At 60.9% G+C, this 16,104-nt stretch carries 15 protein-coding genes; 8 read left to right on the top strand and 7 right to left on the bottom strand.

Going from position 1 to position 16,104, the window contains the following annotated elements:
* Positions 1 to 14: 14 nt before the first annotated feature.
* Genes AC3D24_RS21660 through AC3D24_RS21650 form a run of 3 tightly spaced genes read left to right on the top strand, consistent with a single transcriptional unit; the run spans position 15 to position 3,385 of the window.
* The gene (locus AC3D24_RS21660) at positions 15 to 524 is read left to right on the top strand and encodes a GAF domain-containing protein (RefSeq protein WP_489033587.1); all 510 of its coding nucleotides are present in this window, start codon (positions 15 to 17) and stop codon (positions 522 to 524) included.
* Complete coding sequence (locus AC3D24_RS21655) at positions 521 to 2,581, top strand: putative bifunctional diguanylate cyclase/phosphodiesterase (protein ID WP_489033585.1); 2,061 nt, start codon at positions 521 to 523, stop codon at positions 2,579 to 2,581. The genes AC3D24_RS21660 and AC3D24_RS21655 overlap by 4 nt, the downstream gene beginning before the upstream one ends.
* A gap of 18 nt (positions 2,582 to 2,599) precedes the next feature.
* On the top strand, positions 2,600 to 3,385 hold the full coding sequence (locus AC3D24_RS21650) for an EAL domain-containing protein (protein ID WP_489033583.1): 786 nt from the start codon (positions 2,600 to 2,602) through the stop codon (positions 3,383 to 3,385).
* A gap of 128 nt (positions 3,386 to 3,513) precedes the next feature.
* Here AC3D24_RS21650 and AC3D24_RS21645 read toward each other — a convergent pair whose 3' ends face one another.
* Complete coding sequence (locus AC3D24_RS21645) at positions 3,514 to 3,957, bottom strand: BLUF domain-containing protein (protein ID WP_489033581.1); 444 nt, start codon at positions 3,955 to 3,957, stop codon at positions 3,514 to 3,516.
* Positions 3,947 to 5,572, bottom strand: coding sequence for a putative bifunctional diguanylate cyclase/phosphodiesterase (locus AC3D24_RS21640; RefSeq protein WP_489033579.1), 1,626 nt, complete (start codon positions 5,570 to 5,572; stop codon positions 3,947 to 3,949). The genes AC3D24_RS21645 and AC3D24_RS21640 overlap by 11 nt, the downstream gene beginning before the upstream one ends.
* A gap of 344 nt (positions 5,573 to 5,916) precedes the next feature.
* Between AC3D24_RS21640 and AC3D24_RS21635 the strand changes: the two genes are divergently transcribed.
* Complete coding sequence (locus tag AC3D24_RS21635) at positions 5,917 to 6,057, top strand: hypothetical protein (protein ID WP_489033577.1); 141 nt, start codon at positions 5,917 to 5,919, stop codon at positions 6,055 to 6,057.
* A 153-nt stretch (positions 6,058 to 6,210) separates the two neighbouring features.
* Here AC3D24_RS21635 and AC3D24_RS21630 read toward each other — a convergent pair whose 3' ends face one another.
* Positions 6,211 to 6,387, bottom strand: coding sequence for a hypothetical protein (locus AC3D24_RS21630; RefSeq protein WP_489033575.1), 177 nt, complete (start codon positions 6,385 to 6,387; stop codon positions 6,211 to 6,213).
* Between the two features lie 214 nt (positions 6,388 to 6,601).
* Here AC3D24_RS21630 and AC3D24_RS21625 point away from each other — a divergent pair, with 214 nt between their 5' ends.
* Positions 6,602 to 8,998 (top strand): bifunctional diguanylate cyclase/phosphodiesterase, encoded by a 2,397-nt coding sequence (locus AC3D24_RS21625; protein ID WP_489033573.1) that lies wholly within the window; start codon positions 6,602 to 6,604, stop codon positions 8,996 to 8,998.
* On the opposite strand, the gene AC3D24_RS21620 is transcribed toward AC3D24_RS21625, so the two are convergent.
* The gene (locus AC3D24_RS21620) at positions 8,988 to 9,914 is read right to left on the bottom strand and encodes a GGDEF domain-containing protein (RefSeq protein WP_489033571.1); all 927 of its coding nucleotides are present in this window, start codon (positions 9,912 to 9,914) and stop codon (positions 8,988 to 8,990) included. The genes AC3D24_RS21625 and AC3D24_RS21620 overlap by 11 nt on opposite strands.
* Before the next feature lie 353 nt (positions 9,915 to 10,267).
* On the opposite strand from AC3D24_RS21620, the gene AC3D24_RS21615 reads away from it, so the two are divergent.
* Positions 10,268 to 10,978 (top strand): hypothetical protein, encoded by a 711-nt coding sequence (locus AC3D24_RS21615; protein WP_489033570.1) that lies wholly within the window; start codon positions 10,268 to 10,270, stop codon positions 10,976 to 10,978.
* An 18-nt stretch (positions 10,979 to 10,996) separates the two neighbouring features.
* Here AC3D24_RS21615 and AC3D24_RS21610 read toward each other — a convergent pair whose 3' ends face one another.
* The 3 genes from AC3D24_RS21610 to AC3D24_RS21600 form a co-directional block, all read right to left on the bottom strand.
* Positions 10,997 to 11,884 (bottom strand): amidohydrolase family protein, encoded by an 888-nt coding sequence (locus AC3D24_RS21610; RefSeq protein WP_489033568.1) that lies wholly within the window; start codon positions 11,882 to 11,884, stop codon positions 10,997 to 10,999.
* A complete protein-coding gene (locus AC3D24_RS21605) occupies positions 11,884 to 12,906 on the bottom strand; it encodes an amidohydrolase family protein (protein ID WP_489033566.1) in 1,023 nt (340 codons plus the stop codon). The genes AC3D24_RS21610 and AC3D24_RS21605 overlap by 1 nt, the downstream gene beginning before the upstream one ends.
* An 80-nt stretch (positions 12,907 to 12,986) precedes the next feature.
* A complete protein-coding gene (locus tag AC3D24_RS21600) occupies positions 12,987 to 14,237 on the bottom strand; it encodes a LysR family transcriptional regulator (RefSeq protein ID WP_489033565.1) in 1,251 nt (416 codons plus the stop codon).
* A gap of 105 nt (positions 14,238 to 14,342) precedes the next feature.
* On the opposite strand from AC3D24_RS21600, the gene AC3D24_RS21595 reads away from it, so the two are divergent.
* Both AC3D24_RS21595 and AC3D24_RS21590 read left to right on the top strand, forming a co-directional pair.
* The gene (locus AC3D24_RS21595; protein WP_489033564.1) at positions 14,343 to 15,014 is read left to right on the top strand and encodes a 4-carboxy-4-hydroxy-2-oxoadipate aldolase/oxaloacetate decarboxylase; all 672 of its coding nucleotides are present in this window, start codon (positions 14,343 to 14,345) and stop codon (positions 15,012 to 15,014) included.
* Complete coding sequence (locus tag AC3D24_RS21590; RefSeq protein WP_489033562.1) at positions 15,007 to 16,077, top strand: 4-oxalomesaconate tautomerase; 1,071 nt, start codon at positions 15,007 to 15,009, stop codon at positions 16,075 to 16,077. Before AC3D24_RS21595 ends, AC3D24_RS21590 begins: the two co-directional genes overlap by 8 nt.
* The last annotated feature ends 27 nt before the right edge of the window (positions 16,078 to 16,104 follow it).

The following is a 16,104-nucleotide window of genomic DNA, read 5'->3' as shown; positions in this document are numbered from 1 at the left end:
TATAGTGGACGCCGATGTTCTGGAAAATGTTACGGGAACGCTCGCGCGTACGTGCTGTCAAACAGCTCGATATCGTAGGCAACCCAGCCGAGCCGGGGTTCGAGCGTTTCGTTCAACATGCCGCTGACGCCTTCGCCGCACCCATCTCTCTTCTCACCTTGATCCATGATGACACGCTATGGGTGAAAGCCGCCCTTGGTTTCGATCTGCGATGCGTGCCGCGTGAGAACGGCTTTTGCAGCTATGCCGTCGACCTTGGTGAACCGCTCGAAGTTTGCGATGCACGAGTGGATCCGCGCTTCAAAGAGTTTTCCTCTGTTACTGGGCCGCCGTACGTCCGGTACTATCTCGGCGCGCCATTGACGCTGATGAACGGCATTGATGTCGGAGCGCTGTGCGTCCTCGATACGCAACCGCGCCAGCCGGCATCACGCGATCAACGCGCCTACCTGATCGGCCTTGCGCGCCAGGCCACGCAGGCGCTGGAGCAGCGTGCTCATATCAAGGGCAGCCTGGCAGCATGATGGAAGTCGCAACCTGTATTGTGCAGGAACACGACCTCAGGCTTGTCGCGGTGGCCATCATCGTCGCCCTGATCGGCTCGGCCGCGACCGTGCAGCTGTTCTCCCGCATTCTGACCGCTCGGGGCAAGAGTAGGGCAGGGTGGATCGCACTATCGTCGGTGGGAACCGGCACGATGGTGTGGTGCACACATTTCGTGGCGATGATGGGGTTCAAGGCCGGCGTACCGGTCATGCTCGATCCCGTACTCACGCTCGGCTCGCTGGGCATTGCGATCCTGTTCGCAGCACCCGGGCTGGTGCTCGCTGCTGCGCGCAGGCGCAGCCTTGCGGTGCCAGGAGGCGCCATCGTCGGTATCGCCATTTCGGCGATGCATTATACCGGGATGGTTGCCTATCGCATCGATGGCTTCGTCGAGTGGCGCTGGTCCTACGTCGTCGCGTCGATCCTGCTCTCCTCAGCGCTCTCGGCTGCCGCGTTTCGGACGTTCCGAAGCGAGCGCCCACGGCGACGCATAGCGGGCGGTCTGCTGCTTGGCCTCGCGGTCGCGGCACTGCATTTCACTGGCATGGCCGCGATCAAAGTCGCCGCCTTGTCCTTACACCCAGAGCAGGGGCTTAGGGACACCGCGATGACCCAGCTTGCGCTGGGGACCGCCTGCGCGGGGCTGCTGTTCATCGGCTGCGCTGCGATCAGCGCACTGATCGACGGAGAGACACAGAACGATGCCTACCGGCGTATGCGACGCATGGCGCTGCACGACGGGCTGACCGATCTCCCGAACCGCCTGTGCTTCAACGAAGAGTTGGCTCTCCGCCGCGAGCGCAAGGGCGGCACACCGCACATGGCGGTGGTCATGGTCGACCTGTCGCGCTTCAAAAACGTCAACGACACCTACGGGCATCAAGCTGGCGACCAGCTGCTGATGGCCTTGGCCGCCCGAATGACCAGAGCCCTGATGCCTGGCGAGTGCATCTCTCGGCTTGGCGGTGACGAGTTTGCCGCCCTGGTATCCTATACTGATCGCACTGAACTCGATGCGTTTCTGACGCGGCTTGGGTCGGTGTTCGACGATCCGTTCGCATTCGAGCGGTTCTCGGCTTCTATCAACGCCAACATCGGCATTGCTCTGGCGCCTCAGGACGGCACCGAAGCCGATATGCTGCTCGCCCGCGCTGACCTCGCCATGTATCGTGCCAAGAGCGAGCATTCAGCCGTTCCGTGCTTCTACGATGCCGCAATGGATGAGGCCGCTCGTGATCGCCGCGAGCTTGCAAGCGAACTCCGCGACGCGGTCGCCAAAGGCTCGTTCGAGCTGCACTATCAGGTGCAGGCCTCGGTCGCGACCGGCGAGATCAGTGGCTATGAGGTTCTGGTCCGCTGGCGGCACGCTTCCCGCGGACTTATTCCTCCGGTAACATTCATTCCGCTGGCCGAGGAGATCGGCGAGATCATTCCGCTCAGCAACTGGATCATCGCGCAGGCCTGCTTCGAAGCCGCTTTGTGGCCGAACCGGCACCCCATTGCAGTAAATCTCTCCCCGCTGCATCTCTCCTATCCAGGGCTTGTGGACACGGTCCGCCGGGCGCTCGCCGACAGTGGTTTGCCGCCGGAGCGGCTCACGATGGAACTGACCGAGAGCGCGATCATACGGGACCGTCACTATGCACTCGAACAGCTTCGCAGCCTCAAGGCCATGGGGGTGGGGTTGGCGCTCGACGATTTCGGCGTTGGCTACTCGTCGCTGGACGTGTTGCGGTCCTTCGCGTTTGATCGAATCAAGCTCGATAAGTCGTTCGTAGACGAGATCGAAGATGATGAGCAGGCGGTAGCGATCCTGCGCTCGGTCGTGGCCCTTGGGACGACGTTACACATTCCCGTGCTCGCCGAGGGCATCGAGCAACCGGGTCAGCTTCGCATCATCGAACGTGAGGGCTGCTCGGCGATCCAGGGATATTTGATCGGCCGCCCATCTCGGGAGCTTGCTGACCCGCATTATGTGCGATCCATTATGGCCCGCTCCGCGCCGAAGGCCGGCGAAGTCAGCCTGGTCGCCTAGAAACCCAACGGATTAGTCATGAAACATGTTTCTATCTCGACCGCCGGTGCCACGCCCCTGATGAATGTCATGTGTGCGGGTTGTCGAACCTCCGCGCCGCTGCCGCAACCGTTCACAATGGCGTTTCAGCCCATTGTCGATCTCACGACCGGCCGCGTTTTTGCCTATGAGGCGCTCGTCCGTGGCACCGATGGACAATCCGCGGGCGAGGTGCTCGGCCAGATCGAACCGAACATGATCTACAAGTTCGATCAGGCTTGCCGTGTGAAGGCGATCGAGCTTGCCGGGCGGCTGTTCGATCCGGCGGCCGAAACCCGCCTGTCGATCAATTTTATGCCCAACGCGGTGTACGAACCTAAAGCCTGCATTCGCGCTTCTCTCGCCGCTGCACGTCGTGTCGGTTTCGACCCTGGCCGATTGATGTTCGAGTTCACTGAGAACGAGCCGATGCGCGATATCGCGCATGTTCGACGCATCGTGGAATCCTACCGCGCCCAAGGCTTTACGACCGCGATCGACGATTTCGGTGCAGGTTATGCCGGGCTTGGGCTGCTCGCCGACCTGCGACCGGACCTGTTGAAGCTCGACATGGCGCTGATACGCGGGATCGACACCTCCACATCGCGGCAGACAATCGTGGCAAGTGTGGTCGATATGGCCAGGCAGCTCGGCGTGACATGTATCGCCGAGGGGATCGAGACCGCGGATGAGCTTGCTACCGTTAGCCAGCTCGGCATCCGCTTGTGCCAGGGCTATCACTTGGCGAGACCGGCGACGGAAGCGCTGCCAACCCCTTCCTGTTGATGGTGGAACGCGGAATAGGCCTATGATCCGTACAGGTGAGTTATCAGCGCTTACCTATTGCCGCTTCTAGTAGCTGCTGGATGAGCCTGGGATACCGTCATGCCGTGCGATCGTGCATGCGTGGCCAATCAGGCAGCCCCGCGCTCCTCCTCTACCGCCAGATCCCGCAGGATCGAATGCAGCTTATCGCCGCTGAAACGAGACGGATCGAAGTTGCTCGCCGTTGCCACATCGGCAAAACGGGCTGCATTATCGTCTGACATGCCGACGAACCCCATCGCCCAGTTCGGGAAACTCCGCGCCTCGATCGGCTCCATTGCAAGGAGGGAGACTTCGCTATGGCGGTCATCCTGTTGGATACGCTCAAATGCGAGTTCCACCACGTCGAGAGGGCCTTCGAGCACCTGAGCAAAACAACCCGCGTTAAACATCAGCGCGCCAGTGATGCCGTCGCGTTCATTGTTGGCGCGGCTCGTCGCGAGGATATTGTTCACTTCTGCTGCGAACGTGTCAGCGTCACAGGTCGTCAAATTATGGCTGTAATACACCAAACGATAGGTCTCAGCGGACATCACTGTCTCCTTCAATTTTCCTGCCAAGGAAGGACTGCACGCTGGCCTGCGCCATCGGTCGTCCGGTGAGGTACCCTTGAACGTGGGTACAATTTTGATCGCGTATGCGCTTGAGCTGTTCAGCCGTCTCGACGCCCTCGGCGGTAATCGCCATGCCGAGGCTGGTGCCAAGGCTTGATACGGCTTTCAGGATCGCTTCACTATCCGGATCGTCGCTGGCGACGAACGATCGATCGATCTTGATCTTGTTGAACGGGAATTTCTGCAGATAGCTCAGCGACGAGTACCCAGTGCCGAAATCATCCATTGAGATCTTGACGCCCAAGGCGCGCAGGGCGTGTAGCGTCGCCAGAACGTTGTCCGTATCAGCGAGAAGAGCGCCTTCGGTGATCTCGACCTCGAGGCGTTCCGGATTGAGCCCCGATCGCTCAAGCGCCAACGACACAGACGCGAGCAGCGTGTCCGCCTTGAACTGTAGCGGCGAGACATTCACCGCCACAACGAGGTCCCCTGGCCACGCCGCCGCCTCCATACATGCGGCCAGCAGTACCCATTCGCCTATCTTGACGATCAGTCCGTTTTCCTCGGCGACGGCAATGAAGTCGAGCGGAGGCACATTGCCGCGGACAGGATGCTGCCAACGCAACAGGGCCTCAAAGCCCATCACCGTATCGGTCGAGAGATCGAGAAAGGGCTGGTAGTGGAGTTCGAACTGTTTGAGCGCCAGTGCTCGGCGCAGGTCGATCTCCAGCTCGCGGCGCTCATGCAGCAGCGTGTCCATACCGTGCTCGAAAAAGCGGTAGCGTCCGCGGCCCGCACGCTTTGCTTCGTAAAGCGCCAGATCTGCATTGCGGAGAACATCGCGAGGCTGCATCGAGCCTGACCCCAGCGCCACGCCGACGCTGATGCCGATGTTCACCGTATGCCCGCCTAGCACATAGGTCCGCCCGATCAGGTCGACCAGGCGTTCGGCTAAAAGCTCTGCATCGCGAGGCGAACGAATGCCGCGCTGGAGGATAACAAATTCGTCGCCCCCAAGCCTCGCAACGAGATCATCCTTGCGTGAAGCCTTACGCAGTCTGTCCGCCACCTTCTTGAGCAGCTGATCGCCGATGCCGTGCCCCAGCGTGTCGTTGATCATCTTGAAGCGATCAAGATCGAGGCAGAGCAACGCGACTGGCTCGCCACCCTCGGCGGTCCCGGGCAGTGCGCGCTCAAGTGTAGCCATGAAGGTGTTGCGCAAGGCGAGCCCTGTCAGATCGTCTGTCCGAGGCTGCGCCTTTTCGGCGGTGGCAATGGCAACCGGCCAGAGGCTGATGCAGATGTTACCGCCGCCAATCGGATTTAACAGCGCTTCATATGCTTCGGATTGCCGCGTCATCAGCCTCATGCTCGACGGGCCGTCGCCGATCGACACCGGTCGCAGATAATCGGCGAAAATATCGGGTAGCGTCAGCCCGACGATCCAGCCACCAAAGCTGGCTGCGGCGGTCGCGTTGGCATAAGTTATTTCACTGTTGGCATCGACGACCAGGACAGGATGCTGGAGCGATTCCAGTATCCGCGCGGAGGAGGCCGATGCAATCTCGGAGTTCTGCATTAGGTTTTGAAACATCGATCGAAGTGCTCCGGGAACTGCCCGAGGCAGTACCGGCTACAAGCAAACAATACGTTAAAGCCCAAGCTCTCCCTGCTTGATGCAGCTGACTTCGTGGGCACTCCCCGCCCTTTAGCCTATGACAGAAAGACGGCGATCTACGTGGCCCATAAACCTTGGACGATGAGCAGGCGAGGGAAGGGCGGCCTATCTGAGCCGCGGTCATCTCGAAACTCATGCTTACAGTTCAAGCGTCGCGTCAGCCACGCTGACTAAGTTAGAAGAGACCGTCCTACACATCCTAAGTTTCGAACGTTTCGAATGCCCCCACTCATGCAACACATTGCTTTTAGAAAATACGCATGAAGCTGATCAAGCGAGTTCTGGTCAGCGAAATCGCCGGCACGGTCGAGCTTGACTATCAAATGACTGGCGTGATTTTTACCGCGGTTGCGCCCCTGCCTGATATCTGCACTAAGGGTCAACTGGAGAACAGGGTTTAACACAACGAAGGACCCGCTCAATCGATTTTGCTGAGATTGGGCGCAAGAGATCAGGCGTCGGAAACTTTTATTTATGCAATCTTGGCGTTCGAAAGGACCGAACTTTCCTCGAGCAGGAACCGCAACAGCTCGCCAACTTCTTCTGGCCCAAACCTAAAGATCAAGGTCGTCCATTTGAATAGATATCGCCTTCCTCTCGTCCGGTGCCAGATTAGCAACGATATCTGCGCAGTCTTCCAATGTGCCTTGTCCCACCACATCTGACTGGACGTCGCCATCTCCTTCCACAAAGTAGATCGTAGCCAGCTCGCTCAGTGGGTAGGTCGTCATTGTCGCTCCAATCGCTTGTTCCGACACTAGAACGTCCGCATGGTGATGCCGGGTGCGTTGTCCCGTGCCAGTAACTGGATTGCACCAGCATCGGCGCTGCGTACCCGATCATCTAAATCGCTTATACATTGGAATAGTAACTAACGTTACCATTGGCGGTCATGCGTACCGCAAGGCGAGAAATTTGTTAATCTAGCCAATGCATTATGGCGGGATGATCGGTTCCTTGTCATCTGTGTTTGCGTGCATTCGTCACGCGCACCACGCCCGCCTTATGGTTGTGGCTGGCGTGGTCTGCGCTATCGGCATCTATGCTTCGTTCGCGCTCGCCTATCACGCGGCGCGGCACGAGGGGCGGGTGCGGACCTATTGGGGCTTGGTCAGCGTCATCGCCAGCGGCTGTACCGCGTGGGCAACGCACTTTATCGTACTGCTGGCCTTCAAGCCCGGCATGCCAGCGGCATTCGACCCGGTATTGACGTTCATATCGCTGTCGTGTGCGATCATCGGCATCGGAACGGGCGTATCTATTGCGATACGCGCACGCGGAACCGTTAGACAGTTCGTTGCCGGTTTGGTTGTCGGCATCGGTGTCGCAACGCTCCACTATATCGGGCAAGCCGCCTATCTCGTCAAAGGTAGCGTCTCTTGGGACCTCGGCCTGGTACTACCCTCCATCGTTGCCAGCTTGCCGATCTCGGGGTTGGCTATGGTGGCAGCTGCCAGTCGCAACCGTCGTATCCGCGCTTGCGCCGCGCCGCTGCTGCTCTTCTCGATCGCGCTCCTCCACTTTTGCGGCATGGCGGCCATGACGCTGCATTTCGATCCTGCCGCACGCTTCCCTGCCGACGCGGTGTCACCCCAAGCGATCACACCGGTGGTGGCCGGAGTATCGTTTGCGCTCATCCTGCTGGCCGTTCTCGGCTGGCGCTTCGATATCGCGGCCAAAGTGCGTCTTCGCCGCGATCGTCGCCGACTCCGCGAACTCGCTGACGTTGCCCTGGAAGGGCTGCTGATCTGTCAGGGCGATAGGATCGTGACGGCCAATACCAGTGTAGAGCGCCTCTCGGGATATGAGCCAGGACTGTTAACAGGTAGCTTCGTTAGTTCGCTTTTACCCGGGCTGGATATCGCAAGCCTGCCCGAGCGCGAGGAACGTGAAGTTCAGCTGATCGATGCCGCGGGGCAGGCGCTACCGGTGCGTGTACTGCGTCAAGAAGTTGCGCTAGGGCATAAAGTTCAGACCGTAATCGCCGTTCGCGATCAACGCGAGCGCCTCAGAACTGAAGCGCAGATCCGTACGCTTGCCTTTAGCGATCCCTTGACAGGGCTTCCCAACCGAACACGCTTTTTCGATCTCCTTGCAGTCCACGCAGCATCGCGCCGCGAACGCGATCAGGGATTTGCCGTGCTCATGCTCGATCTCGATCGGTTCAAGTTGATCAATGATACATTGGGTCACCCAGCTGGCGACCTGATACTGGCGATGGTTGGTGATCGTCTGAGCACAACGTTACGCGAAGGTGACGTCGTGGCACGCCTGGGCGGCGACGAGTTTGCGGTTCTGCTACTTACTGTTGGCGACCCGGAGGCGGCTGCAGCGCTCGCGACGCGCATCATCCGGGCGATTGAAGCGTCTCCGTTCATGCTCGATGGTCAGTACCTCTATCTCGGCGCCAGCGTCGGCATCGCCATCGCGCCAAATGACGGTGACGATCCAGCAGAGCTCATGCGTAATGCGGATCTCGCATTGTATGCCGCCAAAGCGGACGGCAAGGGGGTGTGGCGCCGGTATGACGTGTCGCTCGACGACAAGGTTCAAGAGCGGCGGACGCTTGAGGCTGGCCTGCGACGCGCGTTGATCGAGGGGCAGCTTGAGCTCCACTACCAGCCCCTGATGGACGCGCGGTCAGGACACATCACGTCAGCTGAGGCTTTGGTTCGCTGGAACCATCCCGAACGCGGCATGATTCCACCAATCGAGTTTATCGGCCTGGCAGAGGAAACCGGCCTGATTTTACCACTTGGCGACTGGGTACTGCGCACGGCCTGCCTCGAAGCAGCGACCTGGCCGAATGACATCAGCGTTGCCGTGAATCTGTCACCGGTTCAGTTTCGCGAACGCTCGCTGCTGGCCAATGTATCTGCGGCACTGGCAGCTGCCAACCTGTCTCCCCACAGACTCGAGCTTGAGATCACAGAAGGTGTTTTGCTCATCGACGAGGAACGAACGTTCGCAACGTTGAACGAGCTGAAGGCGTCTGGCGTGCGGATATCGATGGACGATTTCGGGACTGGCTATTCGTCGTTGAGTTACCTGCGCAAATTTCCGTTCGACAAGATCAAGATCGATCAGTCATTTGTTCGCCAGATACCCCAGGATCCCGAAAGTGCCGCCATTGTGCGTGCCATCATTACGATGGGCACATGCCTGGGGATGTCCACCACCGTAGAGGGCGTCGAGACGTTGGAGCAATTCGATTTCTCGGTCGCAGAAGGATGCGGCACGATTCAAGGATATCACATCAGCCGTCCGCTCGAACCGACCGCGCTTGCAGCGATGCTGGAAGCTGAGGGCGGCAACATCGGCTTGGTTTCGGCTATACCTTAACAGGTACCAAGTGGGTTTGCGGATTGCGCAAAGGCGCTGGATCAGCTCGTCTGATGAGCCGAATCGCACTCGGTGACACCGTGGGCGCCCCTACATCGGCCACGACAACAGATGCCTTCACGTTACGCTTTGCCGCATAAAGTAGCCCGTCGGCGCGGAGCAGCAGTGCATCGTAATTGAGGCGGTGACCTGGCGGGGCTATGACAGCGCCCATGCTGATCGTTGTCGGCGCAGGCAGGCTGATCAGCGTCTCGTTGATGGTGCGATGGAAGCCGATCGCGAACTGCTCACCGCTGCCTACATCTGGGAGCGCTGCGATAAACGCGAACTCATCGCCCCCCATACGACCGACAAATCCATAGCTCCCCAGACCGCGTACAGCGGCGCGCGAAGCTGTTCGTATTGTATCGTCACCGACGGCATGACCATGATGGTCATTGATAGACTTGAAATTGTCGAGATCCATAACACCGACCATTACCGGCATTGTCGTCGACGACAGCATCTTGACCATCGCGGCTTCAAAACTCGATCTGTTGAGCAAGCCTGTCATACCATCGAGCCGTGCAGACGCACGTTCACGGTCATAAGCGCGCCGTAAAGCCCACATCGTCGCCACGACAAACGCCAGCACTGCGCAGCGAAGGCCTACCCTAAACAACGTTATCGTGGTCGTCGTTGGGATACCCGTTTGAATGGTGGCGCGCGTATTCAACACGATCGCAATTACCGTGGCAAAAACCGCTGTACGGCGACTTAGCCGCCACGAAACCAAGCCCAGCAATAAAACATAGACCGGCCCCATGCCGATTGCGGGATAGATGATGTCAACGATTTGCAGATTGAGAGCTATCAGTAGGGCGGAGGCTGTGACCGTTATCGTCGACGCGGATTCAAGGCGATCTGCCATCGTCATGCTCTTTACTCCTGACATTTACGTACAGCTTTTTTCTTATCCGACACGTAAAAGCGGACTCGACGCGTATGCCCCAGAATGGTTTACAGCTTGATAATCAAAGACTTAATTGAAATATTGAGTGACGTTGTTCGTCGCCGTTACAACGTCTGGGAGCGGCGCTGTCGCGGGGGGGCGCCTTGGCTTGATGATAACCGTTTGACAAACGGTCGCGTCGCAGAAGTTCTGAGTTTCGGACGTCTCGTATATCTTGACTTGCGACACCGGCGCGCTTTCATCGTGTCGCTCTTAAGAACTCCATCCCGGTTTTGGTAAATTGGAACGGCCGCCATGGCACAGAAGGAGTCAACGTTTTGCGCAGTCTGGACTTCAGTTCCTGGCAGAGCCTTCTGGCCACGCTGTTTGGCATCGTCCTGGTCACGCTACTCGGTGTCGGCATCCGTCTGCTGACGCAGATGACGTTCCAGCAGCGTCGCGAGCGAATGAATCGGCAGATCAACGAGCGTTTGCGCACCTTGATCGCGGCGTACAAAGTGTTGGGCGGATCATTCACGGGCGATCTCACCGTCGATCCGACGCACAAACGGGACCTCAGAAGCTTCGATCCTCCTGCACCTGCCGAGCCGATGGCACAGCTCGACCTCAGCGCCGAGACAGCGTCGAAATCGGACCGCACGCGGCGAATACGCGACGCGGTCGAAGCCGCACTTTCCGACATCATTCTTCTGGGTACGGAAGATCATGTCAGGCTTGCCGACAAAGCCGTTCGAGAACTGGTAGCCGGGCATCCGGTGCACACCCACGATCTCGTAGTGTCGCTCCGCAATTTCGTTCGCGAGGCCCTCGACCTCGATCCCATCCCGAGAGACCTCGCGATACCGATGCAGGGCCCGACACGGCCGGCGTCATCGGGAGGAGGGGCTAAGAACGCTAGCGGAAGAAGCGAAGGCGCCAAAGCAAGTGGTGGTGGCGGTGGCGGTGGCGGGATGGGCGCGGGAGGATCAGGTGATGCGGGTATCGGAGGTCCAGAAGCGTCTCATGCCGAACCACATCATCAAGTGTGAGCTGATCCTGCCAGCCGGCTAAGTCCAGTAGAGGCGCATTGGATTATCGACCAACAGCTTGTGCTGAAGCGCGGCATTGGTGGCGATCCGCGGTATGATGTCGACCAGCGCGCCATCGTCCGGTGCGTGCGTCGTCATGTTGGGGTGGGGCCAGTCGGTACCCCACAGGACGCGGTCGGGAAAACGTTCGACGAGCGTGCGTGCGAAGGGCACGACGTCGTCATAGCCAGGCGGACCGACCTTTGACAGGCGTTCGGGGCAGCTCACCTTGGTCCAGACGTTGTCGTGCTCGGCCATCAGGCGGATGAACCGGCCGAATTCGGGGCCGTCGACGGGCTGCGTCACGTCGGGGCGACCCATGTGGTCCACCACGACGATCGTCGGCAACGACGTGAAGAAGTCCCAACGCTCTTCGAGATCCGCGGCTTCGAAATAGATCACGACGTGCCAGCCGAGCGAAGCGATCCGGTCGATGATCGCGCGGTAATACGCGTCGGGCTTTGGATCGACGAGACGACGGACGAAGTTGAAGCGTACGCCGCGCACGCCGGCCGCGTGAAGGTCGGCGAGTTCTGCATCGCTCACCGTATCGCGAACGGTCGCGACGCCGCGAGCGCGGTCGCCAGCGGTCCGCAGGGCATCGACCAACGCGCGGTTGTCCGCACCGTGACAGGTCGCCTGGACGATAACGTTGCGGGCAAAGCCCAGATGGTCTCGTAGCGCGAACAGCTCGTCCTTGCCGGCATCGCACGGTGTGTATTTCCGTTCCGGCGCGTAAGGGAACACATCGCCTGGCCCGAACACGTGGCAATGCGCATCGACCGCGCCCGCGGGCACGGTGAAGGCGGGTTTGCTGGGGGCGGGGTGGTAGCAGATCCAGGCGGGATCCATCGGGAACGCGGACATCAGAGTCCCCGCGCCGCAAGTTGCGCGTCGAGGCGTGGGTAGACGCGGCGGGCGTTGCCCTCGAACACCTTGCGCTTGTCGGCATCGGAGATGTTTAGCGCGTCGACATAGCGCTTGGTATCGTCGAAATACTGGCCGGTCTCGGGATCGATACCGCGCACCGCGCCGACCATCTCGGACCCGAACAGGATGTTGTCGACGTCGATCACCTCGAACAGGAGATCGATGCCCGGCTGATGATAGACGCAGGTATCGAAGAATACGTTCTTCATGACGTGCTCGGCAAGGGGCGGGCGCTTCAGCATGTCGGCAAGCCCGCGATAGCGTCCCCAATGATAGGGCACCGCGCCGCCGCCATGGGGAATGATGAAGCGCAGGTCCGGAAAATCCCGGAATAGGTCGCCTTCGAGAAACTGCATGAACGCGATCGTATCCGCCGCGATGTAGTACGCGCCTGTCGCATGCATCGCCGGGTTGCAGCTGCTGGAGACGTGGATCATCGCGGGGACGTCGAGCTCGACCATTTTCTCGAAGAACGGATACCACGCCCGATCGGTCAGCGGCGGGGAATCGAACTTGCCGCCCGACGGGTCGGGATTGAGGTTGCAGCCGATGAAGTCGAGCTCCGTCACGCAGCGTTCGAGCTCGCCGATCGAATGCGCGATCGAGATGCCGGGCGATTGCGGCAATTGGCATACGCCTGCGAAGGTCTCGGGGTACAGATCGATGACCCGTTTGATCAGGTCGTTCGAGCGCCGTGCCCAGATATGCGCGACCGCTTCGTTCCCGACATGCGGCGCCATCGCCGAGGCGCGGGGTGAGAAGATCGTCATGTCGGCGCCGCGCTCACGCAGCAGGCGCAACTGGTTCGCTTCGATCGTCTCGCGGATCTCGTCGTCGGATATGGCGGGGTAGGCCGGGTCTATGTCGCCGCCCGTTCCGATCGCTGCGACCTGCGCGTCCCGCCATGCATTGTGGCTGGCAGGAGCGGTCGTATAGTGGCCGTGGCAGTCGATGATCATGGCTGCGTTCCCGGGATGACGAGGGCTGGCGTGCGCCTTACCGGCGATGTGATGCGCGGTATTTAACCGCCCGTGGCCCATCAGGCGTATCGAAACGGCTGTCGGTCCATTGCTTTTCCTGAAGTCCACTCGGAGCAAGTGAATCGGAAGATGCGCAGGAATTCGTGCTGAAGGTGGGTGGGGCGCCAATCCGCGCGCGTCGTCATCCCGATCTGCCGGCGTAGCGACGACCCGGCGCCGGCCACCTCGCTCAGCAGCCCTGCGCGGTCTTCGAGAAGGAACTGGTCGCGTGACATGAGCGTCAGCCAATCGTCCTCCAGCATGAGCCCTCGCACCACCATCACGGACCCACACTCGATCCGCGGCCCTGGCGGTTCGAGCCCGTGTTCCGTGAACATCTGTTCCCAGCGCCGTCGTACGGGAGCCCCGGGCGCGGCGATTACCCAAGGAAAATCCAATAGGCGTGCAAATACGAAGCCCGCCTCGCCGAGCAGAGGGTGCCCCTTGCGTCCCACGATGACGGGATCATCGTCGAACAAGGGTTCCTGCACGACGTCGGCGACGGGCAAGGGGTCGCGCATCGCCCCGACCACCACGTCGATCGCGCCTTCGCGCAGCGCGGAGAGCACTTCGATATAGGGCCCTTCGACGACATTGACGGAGGCTGCCGGGTAGGCGCCAGCGAAACGCGCGAGCGCCTGCGGCAGCAGGATCGCCCGCGCCAATGGCATGACGCCCACTGTTATACGTCCTGCGCCTTCGGAATGCAGCGCCGCCAGTTCGTCGAAGCCCGACTCGAGTTCGGCTTGTGCCAGTCGGGCAAATCTCAGCAGCCGCGCCGCGGCCGCCGTCGGCTGGACCGTTCGTCCCTGCCGGGCCAGGAGTGGCACCTCGAGCACCTGTTCGAGATCGCGCGCTGCACGGTGAACGGCGGGCTCGGACAATCCGGTGTGTCTGGCCGCCAGTGCAAAGCTACCCGCACGGTCGACCGCCATCAGGGCAAGCAACTGGCCAAGCGTGATGCGGCGCTCGACGTTGGGCAAAGGCGGCAAGCGTGCCCCGCGCCGTACGCTGCGTCCACCCTGCGCGACGTACGTCAGGGCATACTCGATCCGGCCGGTCATCAGTCGTCCAGCCTCGGTCACGACCACGCCGCCCGGTTGCCGGTCCAGAAGCCGGTGGCCGAGCAAGGCCTCGACCTTGGCAACGGCCTGCGTCAGCGCGGGCTGCGACAGGTTCATCGCGTGCGAGGCTGCGCTGATGCTTCCCAGGCGAGCGGCGGTGGCGACCGCATCGAGATGGCGCAGGTTGAGTTCGCGAAGACTTGGCATGGCGGGGACTTCAGCACAGCTTATGCCTTGTGCGCAAATCCGTTTTGCCTTTGGGCTATCGGCGGTTCCTAGGGAGGATAACGAAAAAAGGATCGAGGATCAGAGATGCCCAGCGTCGTCACTCATATCGAACGCGCCGAACCGTCGGTCATCGACGGCCTCGCCAAGGTCGGCGTCGCCACCGTGCATGAGGCGCAGGGCCGGATCGGGCTGCTCGGCAGCCGCCTTCGTCCGATCTATGCGGGCGCGCGTATTGCCGGCTCGGCGGTTACCGTCTCCGTTCCGCCGGGCGACAACTGGATGATGCACGTTGCCATTGAACAAGTGAAGGACGGCGACATCCTCGTGGTCGCGCCCACGTCACCGTGTGAAGACGGCTATTTTGGCGATCTGCTCGCGACGTCGGCGATATCGCGTGGTTGCCGCGGACTTATCATCGACGCCGGCGTTCGCGACGTGCGCGACCTGACCGAGATGCAGTTCCCGGTCTGGTCGAAGGCGATCTTCGCGCAAGGCACCGTCAAGGAGACGTTGGGGTCGGTCAACGTCTCCCTGGTCTGTGCGGGCGAACGGATCGAGCCGGGTGACGTCATCGTCGCCGACGACGACGGCGTCTGCGTCGTCCGCCGCGCGGACGCGGCCGCCGTGCTTGCGGAGGCACAGGCTCGCGAAGCGCGGGAGACGGAGAAGCGTGATCGAATGGCCAACGGCGAACTCGGGCTCGATATCTATGCGATGCGCGAGCGGCTTGCTGCCAAGGGACTGAAATATGTCTGATCAACCGAATGCCGATGGCGTCCGCGCGATGTGGATGCGCGGGGGCACTTCCAAAGGTGGGTTCTTCCTCGCGGACGATCTTCCGCGGGATCCGGCAAGGCGGGATGCGTTCCTCCTGCGGGCATTCGGTTCACCCGACCCGCGGCAGATCGACGGGATGGGCGGCGCCGATCCGCTGACCTCGAAAGTCGCGGTCGTCTCGCGCTCGACGCGGGAGGGCGCCGATGTCGACTATCTGTTCCTGCAGGTCTTCGTCGACGAGGCGATCGTCAGCGATGCCCAGAATTGCGGGAACATGCTGGCCGGGGTCGGACCGTTCGCGATCGAACGCGGCCTGGTCGAGGCCAAGGACGAGAAGACGAAGGTTTCGATCTTCATGGTCAACACGGGCAAGCTCGCCACCGCGAAGGTGCAGACCCCATGTGGCGTCGTCACCTATGAGGGTGACGCGCGGATCGACGGGGTTCCGGGCACGGGCGCACCTGTCCCGCTCGCCTTCGCCGACATCGCCGGTTCGAGTTGCGGGGCGTTGCTGCCGACGGGCAACGCCGTGGATGTTATCGATGGCGTCGACACGACGCTGATCGACAATGGCATGCCCTGCGTCGTTCTGCGCGCGGCCGATGTCGGTATCAACGGGTACGAAGACCGCGCGATGCTCGATGCCGACGATTTCTTGAAGGCGCGGATCGAGGCGATCCGGCTCAAGGCCGGGCCCTTGATGAACCTTGGCGACGTCAACGATCAATCGGTGCCCAAACTGATGCTGGTCGCCGCGCCGCGCAACGGCGGTGCGATTAGTGTGCGTTCGTTCATTCCGCATCGCTGCCACGCCTCGATCGGCGTGCTGGGCGCGGTGAGCGTCGCCACTGCCTGTCTGATCGAAGGGTCGCCTGCGCATCGCCTCGCGGTCGTGCCGGAAGGCCAGGCGAAATCGCTCGACGTCGAGCATCCCAGCGGCGCGACTGGTTGCGTGATCGACCTCGACGAGAACGGCAACGTCGTCGGCGCGGCCATGCTCCGCACCGCCCGCAAGCTGTTCGACGGCATTCTGTTCGGCTGAGACCGCCGAGGCGTCACAACGAAAGAA

The organism is Sphingomonas sp. SL1004 (genome assembly GCF_057815015.1).
This window is presented reverse-complemented; position numbering and strand designations above follow the sequence as displayed.

Excerpts from the sequence above, each read along its gene's own strand:
- AC3D24_RS21605 (WP_489033566.1), bottom strand. The coding sequence starts at position 12,906 with ATGATCATCGACTGCCACGGCCACTATACGACCGCTCCTGCCAGCCAC.
- AC3D24_RS21620 (WP_489033571.1), bottom strand. The coding sequence starts at position 9,914 with ATGACGATGGCAGATCGCCTTGAATCCGCGTCGACGATAACGGTCACA.
- AC3D24_RS21600 (WP_489033565.1), bottom strand. The coding sequence starts at position 14,237 with ATGCCAAGTCTTCGCGAACTCAACCTGCGCCATCTCGATGCGGTCGCC.
- AC3D24_RS21645 (WP_489033581.1), bottom strand. The coding sequence starts at position 3,957 with ATGTCCGCTGAGACCTATCGTTTGGTGTATTACAGCCATAATTTGACG.
- AC3D24_RS21655 (WP_489033585.1), top strand. The coding sequence starts at position 521 with ATGATGGAAGTCGCAACCTGTATTGTGCAGGAACACGACCTCAGGCTT.
- AC3D24_RS21635 (WP_489033577.1), top strand. The coding sequence starts at position 5,917 with ATGAAGCTGATCAAGCGAGTTCTGGTCAGCGAAATCGCCGGCACGGTC.
- AC3D24_RS21590 (WP_489033562.1), top strand. The coding sequence starts at position 15,007 with ATGTCTGATCAACCGAATGCCGATGGCGTCCGCGCGATGTGGATGCGC.
- AC3D24_RS21650 (WP_489033583.1), top strand. The coding sequence starts at position 2,600 with ATGAAACATGTTTCTATCTCGACCGCCGGTGCCACGCCCCTGATGAAT.
- AC3D24_RS21660 (WP_489033587.1), top strand. The coding sequence starts at position 15 with ATGTTCTGGAAAATGTTACGGGAACGCTCGCGCGTACGTGCTGTCAAA.
- AC3D24_RS21640 (WP_489033579.1), bottom strand. The coding sequence starts at position 5,572 with ATGTTTCAAAACCTAATGCAGAACTCCGAGATTGCATCGGCCTCCTCC.
- AC3D24_RS21610 (WP_489033568.1), bottom strand. The coding sequence starts at position 11,884 with ATGTCCGCGTTCCCGATGGATCCCGCCTGGATCTGCTACCACCCCGCC.
- AC3D24_RS21625 (WP_489033573.1), top strand. The coding sequence starts at position 6,602 with ATGATCGGTTCCTTGTCATCTGTGTTTGCGTGCATTCGTCACGCGCAC.
- AC3D24_RS21630 (WP_489033575.1), bottom strand. The coding sequence starts at position 6,387 with ATGACGACCTACCCACTGAGCGAGCTGGCTACGATCTACTTTGTGGAA.
- AC3D24_RS21595 (WP_489033564.1), top strand. The coding sequence starts at position 14,343 with ATGCCCAGCGTCGTCACTCATATCGAACGCGCCGAACCGTCGGTCATC.